The sequence below is a fragment of the Flavobacterium sp. B167r genome, assembly GCF_056824315.1.
Map to the genome: position 1 here is coordinate 3917113 of NZ_CP124859.1, position 19379 is coordinate 3936491.

18 protein-coding genes are annotated in these 19379 nt (G+C 32.1%); 12 read left to right on the forward strand and 6 right to left on the reverse strand.

Translation table 11 applies throughout. The features are described from left to right. Positions 1–22: 22 nt before the first annotated feature. The 5 genes from QLQ96_RS17600 to QLQ96_RS17620 all read left to right on the forward strand — a co-directional run bounded on the left by QLQ96_RS17600 (position 23) and on the right by QLQ96_RS17620 (position 7595). Positions 23–703: a response regulator transcription factor gene (locus QLQ96_RS17600; RefSeq protein WP_482492139.1), complete on the forward strand. Its 681-nt coding sequence runs from the start codon at positions 23–25 to the stop codon at positions 701–703. Further along, positions 700–2061, forward strand: coding sequence for a HAMP domain-containing sensor histidine kinase (locus tag QLQ96_RS17605; protein ID WP_482492141.1), 1362 nt, complete (start codon positions 700–702; stop codon positions 2059–2061). The genes QLQ96_RS17600 and QLQ96_RS17605 overlap by 4 nt, the downstream gene beginning before the upstream one ends. A gap of 84 nt (positions 2062–2145) precedes the next feature. Beyond that, complete coding sequence (locus QLQ96_RS17610; protein WP_482492143.1) at positions 2146–3393, forward strand: TolC family protein; 1248 nt, start codon at positions 2146–2148, stop codon at positions 3391–3393. Positions 3394–3407: 14 nt separating this feature from the next. Further along, positions 3408–4493: an efflux RND transporter periplasmic adaptor subunit gene (locus QLQ96_RS17615; protein WP_482492145.1), complete on the forward strand. Its 1086-nt coding sequence runs from the start codon at positions 3408–3410 to the stop codon at positions 4491–4493. Positions 4494–4496: 3 nt separating this feature from the next. Continuing rightward, a complete protein-coding gene (locus QLQ96_RS17620) occupies positions 4497–7595 on the forward strand; it encodes an efflux RND transporter permease subunit (protein ID WP_482492147.1) in 3099 nt (1032 codons plus the stop codon). Between the two features lie 164 nt (positions 7596–7759). On the opposite strand, the gene QLQ96_RS17625 is transcribed toward QLQ96_RS17620, so the two are convergent. The 5 genes from QLQ96_RS17625 to QLQ96_RS17645 form a co-directional block, all read right to left on the reverse strand. Further along, on the reverse strand, positions 7760–8140 hold the full coding sequence (locus tag QLQ96_RS17625) for an ankyrin repeat domain-containing protein (RefSeq protein ID WP_482492149.1): 381 nt from the start codon (positions 8138–8140) through the stop codon (positions 7760–7762). Between the two features lie 304 nt (positions 8141–8444). Further along, positions 8445–8843 carry an ankyrin repeat domain-containing protein gene (locus QLQ96_RS17630; protein ID WP_482492150.1) on the reverse strand — a complete coding sequence of 133 codons (399 nt, stop codon included), beginning with the start codon at positions 8841–8843 and terminating at the stop codon, positions 8445–8447. Between the two features lie 204 nt (positions 8844–9047). Continuing rightward, positions 9048–10001: a phosphoribosylaminoimidazolesuccinocarboxamide synthase gene (locus QLQ96_RS17635; RefSeq protein WP_482492151.1), complete on the reverse strand. Its 954-nt coding sequence runs from the start codon at positions 9999–10001 to the stop codon at positions 9048–9050. 132 nt (positions 10002–10133) lie between these two features. Beyond that, complete coding sequence (locus QLQ96_RS17640) at positions 10134–10964, reverse strand: Cof-type HAD-IIB family hydrolase (protein WP_482492153.1); 831 nt, start codon at positions 10962–10964, stop codon at positions 10134–10136. 253 nt (positions 10965–11217) lie between these two features. Continuing rightward, positions 11218–12168: a PhoH family protein gene (locus QLQ96_RS17645; RefSeq protein WP_482492155.1), complete on the reverse strand. Its 951-nt coding sequence runs from the start codon at positions 12166–12168 to the stop codon at positions 11218–11220. Positions 12169–12431: 263 nt separating this feature from the next. Between QLQ96_RS17645 and QLQ96_RS17650 the strand changes: the two genes are divergently transcribed. The 6 genes from QLQ96_RS17650 (at position 12432) to QLQ96_RS17675 (ending at position 18618) form a co-directional block, all read left to right on the forward strand. Further along, positions 12432–13259 (forward strand): SAM hydrolase/SAM-dependent halogenase family protein, encoded by an 828-nt coding sequence (locus QLQ96_RS17650; protein ID WP_482492156.1) that lies wholly within the window; start codon positions 12432–12434, stop codon positions 13257–13259. Positions 13260–13447: 188 nt separating this feature from the next. Further along, a complete protein-coding gene (locus QLQ96_RS17655; RefSeq protein WP_482492157.1) occupies positions 13448–13744 on the forward strand; it encodes a putative quinol monooxygenase in 297 nt (98 codons plus the stop codon). Positions 13745–14006: 262 nt separating this feature from the next. Further along, entirely contained in the window at positions 14007–14732 is a 726-nt protein-coding gene (gene gldF / locus QLQ96_RS17660; protein ID WP_482492158.1) for a gliding motility-associated ABC transporter permease subunit GldF, read from the forward strand. Continuing rightward, complete coding sequence (gene gldG / locus QLQ96_RS17665) at positions 14732–16417, forward strand: gliding motility-associated ABC transporter substrate-binding protein GldG (protein ID WP_482492159.1); 1686 nt, start codon at positions 14732–14734, stop codon at positions 16415–16417. Before gldF ends, gldG begins: the two co-directional genes overlap by 1 nt. Positions 16418–16524: 107 nt before the next feature. Then, complete coding sequence (gene dnaN, locus QLQ96_RS17670; RefSeq protein ID WP_306156501.1) at positions 16525–17643, forward strand: DNA polymerase III subunit beta; 1119 nt, start codon at positions 16525–16527, stop codon at positions 17641–17643. 345 nt (positions 17644–17988) lie between these two features. Continuing rightward, a complete protein-coding gene (locus QLQ96_RS17675) occupies positions 17989–18618 on the forward strand; it encodes a DsbA family oxidoreductase (protein WP_482492161.1) in 630 nt (209 codons plus the stop codon). Between the two features lie 88 nt (positions 18619–18706). Here the strand turns inward: QLQ96_RS17675 and QLQ96_RS17680 are convergent, their stop codons facing one another. Next, positions 18707–18838, reverse strand: a complete 132-nt coding sequence (locus QLQ96_RS17680; protein ID WP_482492163.1) for a hypothetical protein — start codon at positions 18836–18838, stop codon at positions 18707–18709. A 222-nt stretch (positions 18839–19060) separates the two neighbouring features. Here QLQ96_RS17680 and QLQ96_RS17685 point away from each other — a divergent pair, with 222 nt between their 5' ends. Further along, the gene (locus QLQ96_RS17685) at positions 19061–19378 is read left to right on the forward strand and encodes a hypothetical protein (protein ID WP_482492165.1); all 318 of its coding nucleotides are present in this window, start codon (positions 19061–19063) and stop codon (positions 19376–19378) included. Position 19379 lies beyond the last annotated feature (1 nt).

Sequence of the window (19379 nt, forward strand, 5' to 3'; positions counted from 1 at the left end):
AATTTTATAAATTTCTCCAACAATGAAAATATTACTGCTCGAAGACGATTTTACTTTATCTAAAGAAATCTCAGCATTCTTTACCTCAAAGAAGTTCGAGTGTATTCCTTATTATGATGGTTCTTTATTGCTAAAAAAGTATTTTCCATACGAATATGATTTGATTGTTCTCGATATTAATGTTCCTGGAACAAATGGAATAGAGGTTTGCAAAGACATTCGTAAAATTGACAATAAAACACCTATTATAATGCTGACTGCTTTTAGCGAAATTGAAGACAAATTATCTTCTTTCGATAATGGTGCGGATGATTATTTGGTGAAGCCATTTCATTTTGATGAATTATTTGCAAGAGTACAATCTCTTTTAAGACGAAAGGAAGTTCCGCAACAGGTGGAAAGCAAAATTGTGATAAATGATTTAGAAATTCTTGAAGAAGACATGAAAGTTTTTAGATCTGGTGAAGAAATAAAACTTACTCCAAAAGAGTTTAAACTCATTTTAATTTTGGCTCATGCCAAAGGAAAAGTGCTTTCGAAACAGTTTATTGCAGAAAAACTTTGGGATTATCATATAGAAACCAATCAGAATACGATTGAAGTTTATATTAACTTTTTGAGAAAAAAAATCGATAAGGATCATGAAATAAAACTTATTCGTACCAAAGTGGGCTACGGCTATTATCTAAGCGATCAAGAATGACATTAAAAAATCGGATATCACTTTTAGTCAGTTTACTGTTTACCATCCTTTTTGGGCTGGCTTCAACAGTGATATTCATTTTGTATTCTAATTACCGAAAAGAAGAATTTCGCGATCGATTAGAAGTTAAGGCTTTGTCGAACATTAAATTGTTAGTGAATGTCAAACAAGTCGACAATCAACTTTTAAAAATAATAGATCAAAATTCTATTAACAAATTGTATGACGAAAAAACTTTAGTTTTCGATTCTAATTACAAACTAATTTACAGCAGTATCGATGATGCAAAAATCAATTGGTCTGTTGATGATTTGAAATATTTAAAAAAGAACAAAACCTTTTTTAAACAACAGGGAGATTATGAAGTATACGGCGTTTTTTATGATACAAACGACAAAGATTTTTATGCTTTAATATCAGCAACTGATGATTATGGCAAAAAGAAATTGCTTTTTCTGCGCTATACTTTAATTATATCTTACATCTTTTTTACTTGTTTATGCTGGGTTATAACTTCTTTCGCTGTAAGAAAAGCAATGAATCCTTTGAATGCTTTTCATCAGAAAATAAAAAACATTAACGAAAATAATCTCGACGCCAGAATTGCATCCAACAGCACCAAAAATGAAGTTGATTTGCTTGCGGATGAGTTTAATTTTATGATGGATCGAATTGAGCTTTCGTATCAAAAACAGAAAGAATTTACTGCTCATGCCTCACATGAATTAAGGACTCCACTTTCTAGAATGACTTCTCAGATTGAAAATGCTATTGCAGATCCAGATATAAAACCGAAAAACAGCTCTTTCTTAAGAAACATTTTAGCTGATGTCAATCATTTAGGCGAGCTAATTAATTCGCTGCTCATTCTTTCAAAAGTTGACAATAGAAACACAGAGAACAACGAAATTCAGCGTTTGGATGAAATCTTATTTTCTTCTATCGAAAAAATCAACAAAACATTTCCAGATTTTGTTATTCTTTTTGAAATGGAAGAAAGCGACGATTTGGATACTGCATTAGAAATAAAAGGAAATAAAAATCTTTTAGAAATTGCTTTAACCAACATATTAAAGAATGCCTACATTTATTCAGACAATAAGCAGGCAAAAGTAAAAATAAGCACTGATCATTACCATCTTATAATTTCTGTTTCAAATACAGGAAATACGCTAAGCGAAGAGGAACAAAAAAATCTTTTTGAACCTTTTATGCGTGGGCAAAACTCAAAAAAAACTTCAGGTTTTGGACTTGGTTTAAGAATTGTTAATCGTATTTTGATAGTTCACCGAGCAAACATAACCTACTCAATTCCAAGTATTAACACGAATTTATTTCAATTGTTTTTCGATTTATAAACTTTTTTAAGCTATTTTTAAGGTAGATTTTAAGCTCCCCTAAAGCCTGTTGATAGCATATTTGTATAATCCTAAATTAATACAATGAAAAAGTTATTCGCATTGCTGTTGTTTGCAGTTTTAAGTCAGACTGCAATAGCACAAAAAACAGTTACTCTTCAAGACTGTGAAAGCCAATTCTTAAAAAAGAATTTATTTTTACTGGCATCGCAATATAACATCGATGCTTCAAAAGCCTTAACCATCCAAGCTCGTATTTGGGATAATCCGGTAATAAGTGCCGAATTAAATGCGTACAACCCAGAAAGGGATAAGTTTTTTGATATTGGTAAAGAAGGTCAGAAAGTCTTTGGCATTGAGCAGCTTATTTATCTTGGCGGTAAAAAACGCAATGAAGTTAAATTGGCTCAATCTAATGCACAATTGGCAGAACTTCAATTTAATGACTTATTGCGCACCTTAAAATTTCAATTACGAAAAAGTTTTTTTACTGTTTACTACAATACCAAAAACCTTGAAAATACCGATAAGCAATTGGCTCATATCGAAAACCTGATTAATTCTTATTCTATTCAGGCACAAAAAGGAAACATTCCGCTAAAAGATGTTGTGCGTTTACAGTCCCTGTATCTTAATTTCAAAAATGAACGTTTAGAAGTAATTAATGATAATATTGACGAACAAGCCAATTTAAAACTTCTTCTAAATGAAACAGAAAATGTAGTTCCTGTTGTTAGCGCAGATGATTCTAATAAATATTTGAAAGTAATAGATTTTGATCTAAAAAGCTTTGAAGAACAAGCCATTGCCAACCGACCAGATTATTTAGCTAAACAAAAAGAAATTGACGCTAATGAACTGAATGTAAAACTTCAAAAATCACTATCTATCCCCGACATTACTGTAGGAGCAAATTACGATCAGCGAAGCGGTGCTTTTAATAGAGAAGCAAACGTCAATGTTGCGATTCCGCTGCCACTTTGGAATAAAAATAAAGGGAATATTAAATATGCACAAACTATCTTGGAACAATCAAAAGTTGAAAAACAAAATTTTGAATTGCAGCTTCAAACCGAAATTACTTCTGCATGGACAAAATGGGATGAATCCAGACAAAATTATTCTGTAATCAAACCAACTGTAAATTCAGATTTTGAAGCTGTTTACAACGGAATGCTGACCAATTTCCAAAAACGAAATGTAAGCCTTTTAGAATTTACCGATTTTATGGAAAGCTACAATCAAGCAATCATTCAATTAAATGAATTGAAGAAAAAAGTGGTGATCGCAGGCGAAGAACTAAACAGTACCATCAACAAAGATTTATTTTAAAAAAAATTATAGAAATGAAACATATATTATTCTTAGGAATCGCAATTGTAAGTTTATCTCTCACGAGCTGCAAAAAAGAAGTTGAAAATCCTGAAACAAATACTTCTTTTGTTTTAAGCAACGATATGCTAAAAACCACTACAACAGCAAATGCAGAAATGCAACCGCTAAAAAACGAGCTTAGTTTTTACGGAAAAATTACTGCTGACAACAATAAAATGATCGACGTTTATCCGTTAGTTGGTGGAAATGTGATGAAAGTCAATGTTGAACTTGGCGATTATGTAAAAAAAGGACAAGTTCTGGCGACAATAAAAAGTACTGATGTAGCCGATTTTGAAAAACAATCTATAGATGCTAAAAGTGATTTGCTTGTAGCGAAAAATAATCTGAAAGTAGCTCAGGAATTATTTGATGGCAAATTGAATTCTGAAAGTGATGTTCTTCAAGCAAAATCTGAGGTGAACAAAGCCCAGTCGCAATTAAGCAAAATTCAAGAAACGTATAAAATTTACAATATCAAAGCAGGATCTATTTACGAAGTAACGGCTCCAATTAGCGGTTTTATTATCCAAAAAAGCATCAATCAAGATATGTTATTGCGTAATGACCGTTCTGAAAACATCTTTGATATTGCAGAAATCAGCGAAGTTTGGGCAATGGCTAACATTAATGAAATAGACATTAATAAAGTAAAACTAGGAACTGCAGCAGCTGTTACTACTCTAAGCTATCCTGATAAAACTTTTAACGGAAAAGTAGATAAAATCTACAATGTAATTGATCCTGAAACAAAAGCAATGCAAGCAAGAATCAAATTGAGCAATCCTGATTACATGCTAAAGCCTGATATGAATGCGAATATCAAATTATCTTTTAATGAAAACCAATCTATGATAGCCGTACCTAGTAAAGCGATTGTTTTTGACAAAAGTAAAAATTTTGTTGTGGTATTTAAAGACCGTAATAACATAGAAACGAGACAAGTAGAAGTTTACAGAGTTGTTGGCGACACAACTTACGTTTCTAGTGGTTTAAAAGAAAATGAAAAGGTAATCACAAACAATCAGCTGTTTATTTATGGTGCTTTAAATAATTAAGACATGAACAAATTCATAAAAAATATAATTGCTTTTTCTTTAAAGAACAAAGCATTCACCTTCTTTTGGGTTGGAATATTGGCTGTTGCAGGATTTATTTCTTTCAAAAATATGCCTATTGATGCCTTTCCAGACGTTACTAATACGCAAATCATAATCATTACACAATGGAATGGGAAAAGTGCCGAAGAAGTAGAACGCTTCGTAACTTCTCCAATTGAAATTTCCATGAACTCCGTGCAAAAGAAAACAAGCGTTCGAAGCATTACGATGTTTGGATTATCGGTCATTAAAATCATTTTTGATGATGGTGTTGATGATACATTTGCTCGTTTTCAAGTCAATAATTTACTTAAAAATGTTTCGCTTCCAGATGATGTCGAACCAGACGTTCAGCCACCTTATGGTCCAACAGGAGAAATTTTCAGATATATTGTAAAAAGTAACAGCAGAGACAGTCGAGAATTGTTGACTTACCAAAACTGGGTGATCGACAAACAATTGCGTTCTGTTCCCGGAGTTGCTGATTTAAATGTTTTTGGTGGTCAAACTAAAACGTATGAAGTTGGAGTTGATCCAATTAAATTAGCAAAATATAACATTACACCGCTTCAAGTATTTAATGCCGTGGATGCAGGAAACTTAAACGTTGGTGGTGATATTATAGAAAAAAATGGTCAAGCATTTGTAGTTCGCGGTGTTGGACTTTTAAAATCAATAACAGATATTGAAAACATCATTGTTGATGATGCTGGAGGAAATCCAATTTTAGTAAAAAATGTAGCTTCCGTTTACGAAAGTTCAATGCCAAGAGTGGGGCAAACTGGTCTTGACAGTAATGACGATGCTGTGGAAGGTATTGTGGTAATGCGAAAAGGCGAAAATCCACAAGAAACTTTAGCTTTAATAAAAGCTAAAATCAAGGATCTTAACGACAATGTTCTTCCGAAGGACATAAAAATTGAAACTTTTTACGATCGTGATAATCTGATGAATTTCACGACGGAAACAGTTATGCATAACTTATTTGAAGGTATTATACTTGTCACTTGTGTCGTATTCCTTTTTATGGCCGATTGGAGGACTACTTTTACCGTTTCTATCGTCATTCCGCTTTCTCTATTATTTGCCTTTTTATGTCTTAAAATGATGGGAATGAGCGCCAACTTATTAAGCTTAGGTGCTGTCGATTTCGGAATTATTATTGATGGAGCCGTCGTAATGGTTGAAGGATTATTTGTAGTTCTAGACCATCGAGCGCATCAATTGGGAATGGAAAAATTCAATAAAATTGCAAAAGGAAGCTTAATTAAGAAAACGGGAACAGAAATGGGTAAAGCCATTTTCTTTTCAAAATTAATCATTATTACAGCTTTACTTCCTATTTTCTCTTTTCAGAAAGTAGAAGGAAAAATGTTCTCTCCCCTAGCCTTTACATTAGGTTTTGCATTATTGGGAGCACTTATATTTACTTTGACTTTGGTGCCGGTTCTTTCACATATTTTGCTAAATAAAAATGTAAAAGAAAAACATAATCCGTTTGTTAATTTTTGGGATAGAATTGTAAGCAAAGGATTTAAATGGACATTCAAACATAAAGTACAAACTCTAATTGCTTCAATTGCATTATTAGCTGGGGTTTTCTTTTCAGCAGGTTTCTTAGGAACAGAATTTTTGCCTCAGCTAAATGAAGGTGCATTATGGGTTACTGCCGAGCTGCCAATGAGTACTTCTCTTCCTGAAAGCGTTAAAACTGCAGCAATAATTAGAAAAGACTTAGAAAGTTTCCCAGAGGTTAAAAAAGTTCTATCTCAAACTGGCCGAAGCAATGACGGAACAGATCCAAATGGTTTTGGTTTTATTCAGCTGCAAGTTGATTTACTTCCAAAAAAGGAATGGAAACGTAATATTTCTATGGATGATCTTATTAATGAAATGGACAATAAATTAAAAGTTCATCAAGGAATTACTTATAATTACTCTCAGCCCGTAATTGATAACGTTGCCGAATCTGTGGCTGGATTTAAAGCTTCAAATGCAGTTAAAATTTATGGCGATGATTTGAATAAATTAGATCAATTGGCTAATGAAGTTTTGGCTCAGATTAAAAATATTCCGGGTATTAAAGATGCTGGTATTTTAAGAAATGTTGGTCAGCCTGAAATAAGTGTTATTCTGGATCGAGAAAAAATGGCGGCTTATGGAGTAACTTTAAGCGATGCTCAAGCGGTTTTAGAATTAGCTTTTGGAGGAAAAACAGCTACTCATAAATATGAAGATGAAAAAAGATTTGATGTGCGAGTTCGTTTTTCTAAAGAATATCGAAAAGATGAAAAAGATCTGGAAGAGCTAAAAGTTCCAACAATAAGCGGTGCCAAAATTCCGTTTAAAGAAATCTGTGATATTAAAAGCATAACAGGACCAGCATTTATTTATAGAGATAATACCAAACGTTTTATTGGAGTTAAATTCTCTGTGCGTGATCGAGATTTAGGAAGTACAATTGCCGAAGCACAATCAAAAGTAAATCAGTTAAAACTTCCTGCAGGTTATACAACAGGTTGGACTGGAGAATTTGAAAATCAGGTTCGAGCAAGTGCACGTTTGGCTCAAGTTGTGCCAATAAGTTTAATTGGAATTTTTGTACTGTTATTTATTTTGTTCGGAAACTTTAAAGATTCTCTTCTTGTTTTAGCCAATGTTCCGTTTGCCATCATTGGAGGAATCATAGCGCTTCACATTACAGGAATGAATTTCGGAATTTCTGCTGGTGTTGGATTTATAGCGCTTTTAGGAATTTGTATTCAAAATGGAGTTATCTTAATTTCTGAATTCCATCATAATCTGAAAGCCAAATTCTCGCTCGAAGAATCCATTTTTATAGGAGTTAAAGCCAGAACAAGAGCCGTAGTTATGACAGCATTAATGGCTTCAATTGGATTATTGCCAGCTGCAATTTCAACAGGAATTGGTTCAGAATCGCAGAAACCGCTTGCTATTGTTATCATTGGAGGTTTAATGACAGCAACTGTTCTAACCTTATTGGTATTCCCTATTTTATTCTGGATATTCAACAGAAAGAAACATGTGCCAATAGAGTAAATAATCAAAAAAAATTAGTTTTAAATCAATTTGTTGGGATTTAAAAAGAAAGAAGCATCATTTTCGTAATGATGCTTTTTTTATTTGAAAAGATTTCACTTTAAAACAAAAAAATGACCTTTTGCTCAGAAAGGTCATTTTACTAACTCAAAACTTTCAAACTGTTATTTCAAATCTTTCAAAAGCACAATAGACTCTGAAGCATTTGATCCTTGTGCATATTTCAATGCAGTATAACCTTTCTCATTTTTAGCTTTAGGATTTGCTCCATTAGCCAATAAAACTTTAATAATTTCATGTTTATTATAAAGTGCGGCGATCATTAATGGAGTTAAATCTTCAGAAACTAGATTAACATCTGCACCGTATTCAATGAATTTTTTAACCGTTTCTAAATCTCCTTTGCTAATTGCAACATTTAATGGATTAGCTGCATAATCTCTTAACTCAAGTGTGTTTTTAACAATTGAATTTCCATTTGAAGCCATTGCTACATTTCCAAATGTTACTAAGGCTAGTCCTAAATAAATAACTGATTTTTTCATAATGATTGATTGTTTATTAATTGATTATTGATGATTTAAATTCTGATGTAAAAGTAATTTATTTTATCGTATTATGCATTACAAAGTACCATGTTTTAACCAATTCTTAACACTTACTTAATAAAACGATAATTAAAGACCCCAAACGTTACCAAATTAATGGTTTCACTATAATAGACTACAGAAAACAGAATATGTTACAATAAATCTTATTTATTTTCAAACTTTTTAAAATCGTTATTCTTTTAAAAGGTTCTAGAAGAAAAAAGTGCAATTCAGTTTCTCTGAATTGCACTTTCTTTTTCTATTTGCGATTCTTACGATTCTCTTTTATGGTCTTAAAAATAGCTATTGAATCTGTTGCTTTTGCATATTCGGCATAATTCAAAGCTGTAAAACCATGCGAATTTTCGATTGACGAATCTGCACCATTCGCCAGCAGAATTTTAATGATCTCACAATAATTAAATCTTGCCGCGATCATTAATGGCGTCATATTATTAACCATTTTATTAATATTGGTTCCGTATAATATAAATTTCTTAACGGCATCAATATCGCCTTTACTAACTGCTAAATGTAATGGTGATTTTCCGTAATCCGAAAACTCAACCTGATTTCTAATTTTCAAATTGCAATTTGATGCTCCTGATGCATTTGTAAAAATAAAAATTGCACCTAAAATAATTACCGCTTTTTTCATAATGATTGTTTGTTAAATGATTGATGATGATTTTCTATTTAGACGACTTAAAAAACAATTAGGTTGCATGATTGAATAAAAAAAGCGCAATTCAGTTGAACTAAATTGCGCTTTTTACTATTTTACCTTGAAAATAAAAAATGCCCTGTGTACGGTATACAACAGGGCAATTTTATTTTTTATAATAATTAAAACCTTATTACATTATTTTGAAGAAAGATATTCTAATACATTTTTTTCAATACGCTGATCAATATTATCAATATCAGCTTTTACAAATTTCTCTCCTAGAATATTCTCATACAATTCGATATATCTTTCAGAAACAGATTCAATGTATTCGTCTGTCATATTTGGAATTTGCTGCCCTTCTTGACCTTGAAAACCATTTTCGATTAACCAACGACGAACAAACTCTTTAGATAATTGTTTTTGCTCCTCTCCTTTTTCTTGTCTTTCAGCATATCCTTCAGCGTAAAAATAACGAGAAGAATCTGGAGTATGAATTTCATCAATTAAAACAATAACACCGTCTTTTGTTTTTCCGAATTCGTATTTTGTATCTACTAAAATTAAACCTCTTTGAGCCGCAATTTCAGTTCCTCTTTGAAATAAAGCACGAGTATATTTTTCTAAAACTAAATAATCTTCTTCAGAAACAATTCCTTTTGCTAAAATGTCTTCACGAGAAATATCTTCGTCATGAAAACCATTATCTGCTTTGGTAGTTGGCGTAATAATTGGCTCAGGAAATTTATCATTTTCTTTTAAACCTTCAGCCATTGTTACACCGCAGATTTGTTTTCTTCCTGCTGCATATTCGCGAGCAGCATGTCCTGACAAATAACCGCGAATAACCATTTCTACTTTAAAAGGCTCACACAAATGTCCAACAGCAACGTTTGGATCTGGAGTTGCAATCAACCAATTTGGAACGATATCTTGTGTCAATTCCATAAATTTTGTTGCAATCTGATTTAGGATTTGTCCTTTGTACGGAATTCCTTTTGGCAAAACTACATCAAAAGCCGAAAGTCTATCGGTAGCCACCATTACTAAAAGCTCGTCGTTAATGCTATAAACTTCTCTAACTTTTCCGCGGTAAACTGATTTCTGGTTCGGGAAATTAAAATTTGTAGTTGTGATTGTATTGCTCATTTTGTTGTGTTGTTTTTTATGAATGCAAATTTAAAATTATTTCACAGAGTTACACCATGAAATTTTAAGATTCAGAAATAAAAAAATCCCTGAATAATTTATACAGGGATTTAGTTTATTTGTATATGTAAATTAGCTGGCTGCCAATTCTTTATTTAGAATTTTCGATGCAATATATCTCGCTACTCCATCTTCGGCATTTGTTTCAATTACTTCCAAATCAGAAAGCTCTTCTTTTAGCGATGCCGGCGCATTGCCCATAATAAGTCCTTTTCCAGAAGCAGAAAGCATTTGAACATCATTGTAGCCATCTCCAAAAGAAACTGCTTCTTTTAAAGTAAAGCCTTCTTTTTCTAAAACTCTTTCAATAGAAACCGCTTTGTCAATAGATTTATCCATAAATTCTAAACAAGTCGGCAAACTAAAAGCATGATGCAAATGTTCTGAAGAATTAGCTAAAATTTCATCTTTCAATTTCACTAATTTCTCATGATCGCTGCATGAAAAGAAAATTTTAATTGATGAAAAATCTTCAAGCGTTTTATAATCCACTAATTCTGGATGATATTTTAATTCTTCTTGAAAAGCATTTAATTTTTCATTCCATTTATTGGTTTGCCAAACATTTTCTTTGAATAAAACAACTGTAATTTCTGGATCGATTTCTACGTTTAAAGCCGCTTTGACCACATCGCTATTCAAGTTAAATGCAAAAAGTTCTTCTTTATTTGGCGAATGGATTCTAGCTCCGTTTGAACTTACTAAATAAACTGGAATTTCAAGTTTATCAATAATTCCCATCGCATCCAAATGGTGACGACCTGTAGCTACAACAATTAGATAACCTTGATTGTGAAGTTCTTGAAAAATTGATTTAGTATAATCTGAAATTCTGTGTTGTGGGTTGAGTAAAGTTCCGTCAAGGTCACTTACTACAACTTTTATATTTTTAAGTTTTGTCATATTAATAATCAAATAGGTATAATTGCAAATTTAGGATTTTAAGCGCGTAAGACCAAAGTTTAGCAAGTTTGAAAGCTTAAAATAAGGCAAGTTTATTATTTATTTAACTATTTCGTCAAATATCATTAAATCTATTTTTCTTTAAAAAAAATATTCGTTTTATATCTCTTTTAAAAAACAGATATAAAACGAATATTAATAAATGTTAAAACACAATTCACGATTTACATTTAACATTTGACTAAAATTATTATTAATCGTGATTCTCGATTTGCTTGTAAGCATCGATTACCTTTTTAACCAATCTGTGACGCACGATATCTTTATCATCAAGATAAATAATTCCGATTCCGTCGATGTCTTTTAAAACTAAGATCGCTTCTTTAAGACCAGAAATAGTTCTTCTTGGCAAATCGACCTGTCCAGGATCACCTGTAATCATAAATTTGGCATTTTTCCCCATACGGGTCAAAAACATTTTCATTTGTGAATGTGTGGTGTTTTGTGCTTCATCAAGAATTACGAAAGCATTATCCAATGTACGCCCACGCATAAACGCAAGTGGCGCAATTTGAATGATTCCTTTCAAAATATAATCCTCTAATTTTTCGTTCGGAAGCATGTCACGCAATGCATCGTAGAGCGGTTGCATGTAAGGATCCAGTTTTTCTTTCATATCCCCAGGAAGAAAACCGAGATTTTCACCAGCTTCTACCGCAGGACGCGTCAGAATGATCCTTTTTACTTCTTTATCTTTAAGCATTTTAACCGCCATAGCGACACCGGTATACGTTTTTCCGGTTCCAGCAGGACCAATAGCAAAGACCATATCGTTTTTCTTAATCGTATCAACCAGCAATTGCTGATTTGGTGTCATTGCCTTGATAATCTTACCGCCAACACCATGAACTAAGATTTTGTCATGATCGTAAGCTCTTTTATCTTCTTGACCATCACTCATAATTACACGCTCAATTACATTGTCATCAATATTATTGTAACGAGTAAAATGAAGCATCAATCTTTGAAATCTTTTTTCGAATTCGTCTAAAACTTCTTTTTCGCCAAATGCTTTTAAAGTTGTCCCTCGCGCTACGATTTTAAGCTTCGGGTAATACTTTTTAATGATTTCTAAATGGCTGTCCTGCGCGCCCCAAAAATCTTTTGGTGCTATATCTACTAGCTCGATTATTCTTTCGTTCAAATGAAGTAGTTTTAAATTAAAATAATTCCTTTTAATATTTAGTGGTTGTCGGGTCTTTTTTTAGTGACAATATACTGTCGCAGTTTTCAGTTTTTGTTTTCTAAACTTAAATCCGTGTTACTGAATATTGTAACTTGCAAATGCTTTAAAAAACACAAATTGTCTTTTGTTTCTTTCAATTTGCGTTTACTATTATTAGCTTTGCATTTCTCAAATTTAATGAAATTTAGATTTAAATACTATCAATAGTTATAAACAAAATTATGTCAATAATTACTCTTACTACAGACTACGGCTTAAAAGATCACTTTGTGGGGTCGCTGAAGGGTAAAATACTTTCTGAAAACTCAGAGGTTCAAATCATTGACATTTCTCATGATATTGATCCCTTTAATACTGCCGAAGCTAGTTACATAATTGGAGCTGCTTATTTAAGCTTTCCAAAAGGTACTGTACATCTAATTGGTGTCGATATTGAACGCAATAAAGAGAACCAGCATATTGCTATGCAATGGAACGATCACTACTTTATTTGTGCCGATAACGGAATCTTAAGCATGCTTACGCAGAAAATCGTTCCGCAGAAAATCGTGGCGATTAATATTCACGATCGTTTCCCGATTGAAGCTACAGATTTGGATATTTTTATTCAGGTTGCTTCGCACTTGTCAAAAGGCGGTTTATTGAACGTAATTGGAAAAGAAATTCAATCTATTAAAGAAGCGACAGAACTGCAAGCTCTTGTAGCCGACGATGGAAATTCGATTAAAGGAAACATTATTTATATTGATCACTTTGGAAATGTTGTAACAAATATCTCTAAAAAACAATTCTTAGAAATTTCGCGTGGTCGTCCGTATGAAATTGTAATGAAACCTAAAAGCATCAAAACGATTCTTCCAAATTATTCGGCAATTGCTTCTTCAGATAAATATCCTATCAAAACTTATGAAGGAGAGAAACTGGCTATCTTTAACGAAGCTGGTTTCCTTGAAATTGCTATTTTCAGAAGTAATCCTTCAAAAGTTGGGTCTGCAAATAGTCTGTTAGGATTGAATTATCGTGATGTAATTACGATTAAGTTTTCTTAAAAACTATTTTAGATTTTAGATTGCACATTTTAGATTTTGAAACTTCAAATTTTGGAATTTGGAATTTCTCTATTCGAATTTCATTTTTTTATAAAAACAACAATCAAATTTGGTATTTTTGCGCACCTGTAAGACTTTAGGCTTTCAAAAAATCTAAAATCTGCAATCTAAAATCTAAAATAAAAAGAATGTTCGTAAGAATAGTAAAAATGAGTTTTCACGAAGAAAAAATTCCTGATTTTCTGGAGAATTTTGAATCAGTGAAAGAGAAAATACGAAATGCAGAAGGAAATCGTTTTTTAGAATTGTATCAGGACAAAAATGACAAATGCATCTTTTTCACTTACAGCTATTGGGAAACCGAAGCCGATTTGGAAAATTATAGAAACTCTGAACTCTTCAATAGCGTTTGGAATTTTACAAAGAAATTATTCAATGCAAAACCAGAAGCGTGGAGTGTTGATAAACTTGTTTCTTTAGTTTAACGTTTCAGGTTTCAAGTTAATATTGGAACTGAAAATTGAAACGATTTAAACGCAAAGCACGCAAGGATTTAATCTTAAGAAGCTTTTTAAAAACGTAAAGTTAGCAAAGCTTTAAATAAAAACTTTGCAAACTTTGCGAAAACTTTGTGCCTTTGCGGTTAAAAATAAACACAAAGTAAAGCAACTTGAAACGTGAAACATGAAACAAAAAAAATAATCGATTAAACGGTTAAACAAAATAAAACGATTAAACAAAAATTAAATGAAATCAATCATTTTACGAGAAATAAAATCCTTTTTTGGCTCTCCTATTGGCTATTTAGTCATTGCGATTTTCTTAATAAGCAACGGACTATTTTTATGGGTTTTTGAAGGAGATTACAATATTTTAAAAACAGGTTATGCCGATTTAACTCCTTTTTTCACAATAGCGCCTTGGATTTTAATTTTCTTAATCCCAGCCGTTACAATGAGAAGTTTCTCTGACGAAAAAAAACAAGGAACTTTGGAATTGTTATTGACAAAACCTTTATCTATTTGGGAAATCGTAAACGGAAAATTTTTCGGTTCATTTTTGTTGATCATTTTGGCTATTATTCCAACCTTAATTTATGTAAAAGTAATTTCAGATTTAGGTGCGCCAGAAGGAAACCTTGATATGGGAAGCACAATTGGTTCTTATTTCGGATTATTGTTTTTAATTGCTTCTTATTCAGCAATCGGAATCTTCACTTCTACCCTTTCAGAAAATCAGATTGTGGCTTTTATTATTGCGGTTTTTCTTTGCTTTTTCTTCTATTTTGGTTTTGAAGGATTGAGCTCGCTAATTCCAAGTTCAAATGGTTTCATTTCAGCTTTAGGAATGCAGAATCACTTTAAAAGTATGAGCCGTGGCGTAATTGACACTCGCGATATTATTTACTTTCTAAGTATTGCAATCGCTTTCTTGTCTTTTACTGTTTATCAATTAAAATCTTACAAAGCTTAATGAAACTATCTACCAAACATAATTTAAAGACATTAGGTATTACCATTTTCGTTTTAGTTGTTTTAAATGTACTGGGAACGCTCTTTTTTCATCGTTTTGATTTAACAAAAGACAAGCGTTATACTTTATCTCCAACTTCATTAGGGATTATCAAACAAATCAAAAATCCGCTTTCTATAAAGATTTATATGAATGGAGATCTTCCTGCAGATTTTAGACGTTTGCAGCAAGAAACCAAACAATTATTAGAAGAATTTCAAGCTTATAATAGCAATATTGTTTTCGAATTTGTTGATCCGTTAGAAAATGAAGAAGAAAGCGAAGAATTGACAAAATCTCTTTTCAAAAAAGGATTAACGCCAATAAACATAACTGTTGACGACAAAGGAAAACAGTCTCAAGCAATGGTTTTTCCTTGGGCAATTGCGGTTTATAATAATAAAGAAGTAAATATTCCTTTATTGAAAAATATAATGGGAGCTTCTACGACGCAAAAAGTTATCGGATCGATTCAGCATTTAGAATATTCTATTGCAGATGCGATTAATAAAGTCACAAAAGACAAGCAGAAAAAAGTTGCCATCATAAAAGGAAATGGCGAATTGAGAGAAAGGCATATTGCCAACATGTTGAAGCAAATTCACGAAAGTTATCTTATTGGTCCATTTACATTAGATTCAGTTACTAAAAATCCGAGTGGAACTTTAAGTGAACTTAAAAAATACGATTTAGCAATTATTGCAAAACCAACAGAAAAATTCTCTGACGAAGAAAAAGAAGTTCTGGATCAGTTTATTATGCATGGCGGAAAAACGCTTTGGTTAATCGATCAAGCGGCTGCAGACATGGATAGTTTGTACAATGACATGGGTGCGACTTTGGCTTATCCGAGAGATTTAAATCTGAATGATATGTTCTTCAAATACGGATTTAGAATTAATCCTGATTTGGTTAAAGACGAACAGGGAACTCCAATAAAATTGGCTACTGGCGAACAAGGAAGCGCAACGCAATATCAAGATTTTATTTGGAAATTTGCACCACAGGTTTTCCCAACAAGCCAACACCCGATCGTTAAAAATCTAGGTGGAATCAAATTTGATTTCGCGAACCCGATTGACACGTTGAAAAACGGAATCAAGAAAACGGTTTTATTGCAATCGTCTCAATATTCTAAAACTGTAGGAACGCCAGTCGAGGTTAATCTGAACATGGTTACTGAAAAAACGACTCCGCAAGAGTATTTAAATAAAGGAAACAAACCGCTTGCTGTTTTATTAGAAGGTTCTTTTCATTCGGCTTTTGAAAATAGAGTTTTGCCTTTTAAAGACAATTCTTTTACGGCGCAAGGAAAACCAAACAAAATGATTGTTGTCGCTGACGGAGATATTGCAAGAAACCAATTAGACAAAAATATGATGCCAGTTGAATTAGGTTACGACCAAAGAACTGGCCAATTATATGACAACAAAGACTTCATCATGAATTGTATCAATTATCTTCTTGATGACACAGGACTTATTAACATTAGAAGTAAAGATGTTGAATTGCCTTTATTAGATAAAGAAAAAGTTTACGAAAGTTATACTTTAACCCAATTCATAACTATCGGAGTTCCAATTCTTATTTTATTGATCTTTGGACTTGTGTTTACATTTATTAGAAAAAGAAAATACAGTAAATAGATGTTAATAAAAAAATGTAATACTTTAGATAGTTTAAGATATATTTGTAATCCGTATATTTAGCCCTTTATTTGCTAAAAGATCCATCAAAAAATAAAATAAAACAGATGAAATTTATAGTATCGAGTTCGTACTTATTAAAACAATTACAAGTTTTAGGTAGTGTAATCAATAGTAATAATACGTTGCCTATTTTAGACAACTTTTTATTTGAACTAAACAACAATGAGTTGACCGTTTCGGCTTCAGATCTTGAAACGACTATGTCGGCTACATTATCGATCGATTCTACAAGTAAAGGAAGCGTAGCAGTTCCTGCAAAACTTTTGCTTGAAATTTTAAAAACTTTTCCAGAACAGCCATTAACTTTTACTGTTGAAGATAACAACACAGTAGAAATTAGTTCAAACTCTGGTAAATATGCATTGGCTTATGCCGCAGGAGAAGAATTTCCAAAAGCGGTAAGTCTAGAAGATCCATCTGTAACGCTTGTTCCTGCAGAAGTTTTGGCAACTGCGGTAAGCAAAACTATTTTCGCTGCTGGAAACGATGATTTACGCCCGGTAATGTCTGGAGTATTCTTTCAGTTTTCACCTGAAGGATTAATTTTCGTAGCTACAGATGCCCACAAATTGGTAAAATATGCTCGTACAGATGTAAAAGCATCTCAGGTCGCTGATTTTATCATGCCTAAAAAACCTTTAAACATTTTAAAAAGTATTTTAGGAACTTCAGATGCTGAAGTAAAAATCGAATACAACGATTCAAATGCGACTTTCTCATTTGACAATTATATCTTAATGTGTCGTTTAATCGATGGAAAATACCCTAATTACGAAGCGGTAATTCCAAAAGAAAATCCAAACAAATTAATGATCGATCGCTCTTTATTTTTAAGTTCTGTTCGTCGTGTTGCGATTTTCTCTAACAAAACTACACACCAAATCCGTTTGAAAATTGCTGGAGCTGAATTAAACGTTTCTGCGGAAGACATCGATTACTCAAACAAAGCAGAAGAAAGATTGACTTGTGATTATCAAGGAGATGATCTACAAATTGGCTTCAACTCTCGTTTCTTAACAGAGATGCTTACAAACCTTCAGTCAGACATGATTATGCTTGAAATGTCTTTACCAAACAGAGCTGGAATTTTAACTCCAGTTGATGGTTTAGAAGAAGGAGAAACAGTTACTATGTTGGTAATGCCTGTAATGTTAAATAGTTAACATTAAAGTTTCTTTATGTTACAGGGATATTTTTTAGTTTCAAATTAAAGATATATCATTGTAAAAAAAAAGATATCGCTATTAACCAACCATTTTTTATACCTAGAAACCGCAATTCCTTTTAAAGAGTTGCGGTTTTTTATTTTCGTTTTATTTTACCGCAAAGGCGCAAAGTATACGCAAAGTTCGCAAAGTTTTTTTTCAAAGCTTTGCGAACTTTGCGTTTTTACTAAGTACTCAAAAATAAAAAATCTTTGCGCACTTTGCGGTTAAGATCAGCACAAACCAAAAACTTGAAACATTAAACCTGAAACAAAAACAAACAATTTTCCGTACCTTTACAATATGAAAATAGAAATTTGGTCGGACATTATGTGTCCGTTTTGTTATATCGGAAAAAGACAATTGGAAACTGCTCTTTCAGTATTTCCAAATAATGAATTTGAAATTGAATGGAAAAGCTTTCAGCTAGATCCAACAATAACTTCGCAACCTGACATTGATGTATATACGTTCTTAGCAGAAAGAAAAGGCATGTCAATTGAACAATCTAAAGAAATGCATAAAGGTGTCGCAGAACGCGCTAAGAGTGTTGGGTTAGATTATAATTTTGATAAAGCCGTTATCTCAAATTCTTTAAATGCACATAGAATCATTCAATTGGCCAAAACGAAAAATATTGGCGATAGAATGGAAGAAATTTTCTTTAAAGCTTATTTTACTGATGGACAGGATTTAAACAATGGTCAAATCTTGATTAAATTAGGTGTTCAGGCTGGTTTAGAAGAAAATGAAATTAGAGAAGTTCTAGAAAGCGAAGACTTATTTATTAAAGAAGTTGAGGCAGATATTAAAGAAGCTGGAGAAATTGGCGTTCAAGGAGTCCCTTTCTTTGTGTTTGATCGCAAATATGCTGTTTCAGGCGCCCAGCCAATTGAAACATTTGTAAAAACAATTCAGGAAGTTTTGAAATAAAACTTTAATCTTATAAAAACCTAAAAGCGTGCTGTTTATATTTAAACAGCACGCTTTTATCATTTAGCTCTACTAAGAAACTAAAAAATTAATGTCCAGCTTTACCTTTAGAATCGTTAGATTTTGTTGTAGTGCTTTTTCCTCTAGAACCAGATGTTGATTTTTGAGTTTTTCCAGAATCTTTCATTCCAGATTTCGAATCTTTTCTTGAAGTTTCCATAATGTTATAATTTTTTAAATTATTAGTTATACAAAGTTGCAAAATACGTAAGTGCTTATTTTACAGAATTATATTTGAGTTTTACAAAATAGAAATTAGGTTCAAATTCCCAATAAACAAATCATATAAGATTAAAAGCAAATCTTATAATTTTTTTAAACTTCTAATTTTCAAATTTGTATATATCAAATTTAGAAAGCTTACTAATTTAAAACAGCAGCCATGAGAAAAGATCACAACCAATATACTGCAAACTTAAATGCTTTTAAATGCAGTAAACCCGATCATATTGACACCGCACATGAAAATGAGGCACTGGATCAAGAATTTACTTCGGGACAAAATGAGGATAATAATTATAGAAACCACTGTGCTGACCCTTCTGATGATTGTTATGAAATTATAGAAAGTGGACTAAATTTAGCTGAAGACAACACTCCTTTTTCAACTTATGATACTACAAATCCTTACGACAGTTATAATTTAGATCATGAAGATGACAAATATAATTGTCCTCCTTATAGAAATTTTGAATACTAAA

Excerpts from the sequence above, each read along its gene's own strand:
- QLQ96_RS17600 (WP_482492139.1), top strand. The coding sequence starts at position 23 with ATGAAAATATTACTGCTCGAAGACGATTTTACTTTATCTAAAGAAATC.
- QLQ96_RS17605 (WP_482492141.1), top strand. The coding sequence starts at position 700 with ATGACATTAAAAAATCGGATATCACTTTTAGTCAGTTTACTGTTTACC.
- QLQ96_RS17610 (WP_482492143.1), top strand. The coding sequence starts at position 2,146 with ATGAAAAAGTTATTCGCATTGCTGTTGTTTGCAGTTTTAAGTCAGACT.
- QLQ96_RS17615 (WP_482492145.1), top strand. The coding sequence starts at position 3,408 with ATGAAACATATATTATTCTTAGGAATCGCAATTGTAAGTTTATCTCTC.
- QLQ96_RS17620 (WP_482492147.1), top strand. The coding sequence starts at position 4,497 with ATGAACAAATTCATAAAAAATATAATTGCTTTTTCTTTAAAGAACAAA.
- QLQ96_RS17625 (WP_482492149.1), bottom strand. The coding sequence starts at position 8,140 with ATGAAAAAATCAGTTATTTATTTAGGACTAGCCTTAGTAACATTTGGA.
- QLQ96_RS17630 (WP_482492150.1), bottom strand. The coding sequence starts at position 8,843 with ATGAAAAAAGCGGTAATTATTTTAGGTGCAATTTTTATTTTTACAAAT.
- QLQ96_RS17635 (WP_482492151.1), bottom strand. The coding sequence starts at position 10,001 with ATGAGCAATACAATCACAACTACAAATTTTAATTTCCCGAACCAGAAA.
- QLQ96_RS17640 (WP_482492153.1), bottom strand. The coding sequence starts at position 10,964 with ATGACAAAACTTAAAAATATAAAAGTTGTAGTAAGTGACCTTGACGGA.
- QLQ96_RS17650 (WP_482492156.1), top strand. The coding sequence starts at position 12,432 with ATGTCAATAATTACTCTTACTACAGACTACGGCTTAAAAGATCACTTT.
- QLQ96_RS17655 (WP_482492157.1), top strand. The coding sequence starts at position 13,448 with ATGTTCGTAAGAATAGTAAAAATGAGTTTTCACGAAGAAAAAATTCCT.
- gldF (WP_482492158.1), top strand. The coding sequence starts at position 14,007 with ATGAAATCAATCATTTTACGAGAAATAAAATCCTTTTTTGGCTCTCCT.
- gldG (WP_482492159.1), top strand. The coding sequence starts at position 14,732 with ATGAAACTATCTACCAAACATAATTTAAAGACATTAGGTATTACCATT.
- dnaN (WP_306156501.1), top strand. The coding sequence starts at position 16,525 with ATGAAATTTATAGTATCGAGTTCGTACTTATTAAAACAATTACAAGTT.
- QLQ96_RS17675 (WP_482492161.1), top strand. The coding sequence starts at position 17,989 with ATGAAAATAGAAATTTGGTCGGACATTATGTGTCCGTTTTGTTATATC.
- QLQ96_RS17680 (WP_482492163.1), bottom strand. The coding sequence starts at position 18,838 with ATGGAAACTTCAAGAAAAGATTCGAAATCTGGAATGAAAGATTCTGGA.
- QLQ96_RS17685 (WP_482492165.1), top strand. The coding sequence starts at position 19,061 with ATGAGAAAAGATCACAACCAATATACTGCAAACTTAAATGCTTTTAAA.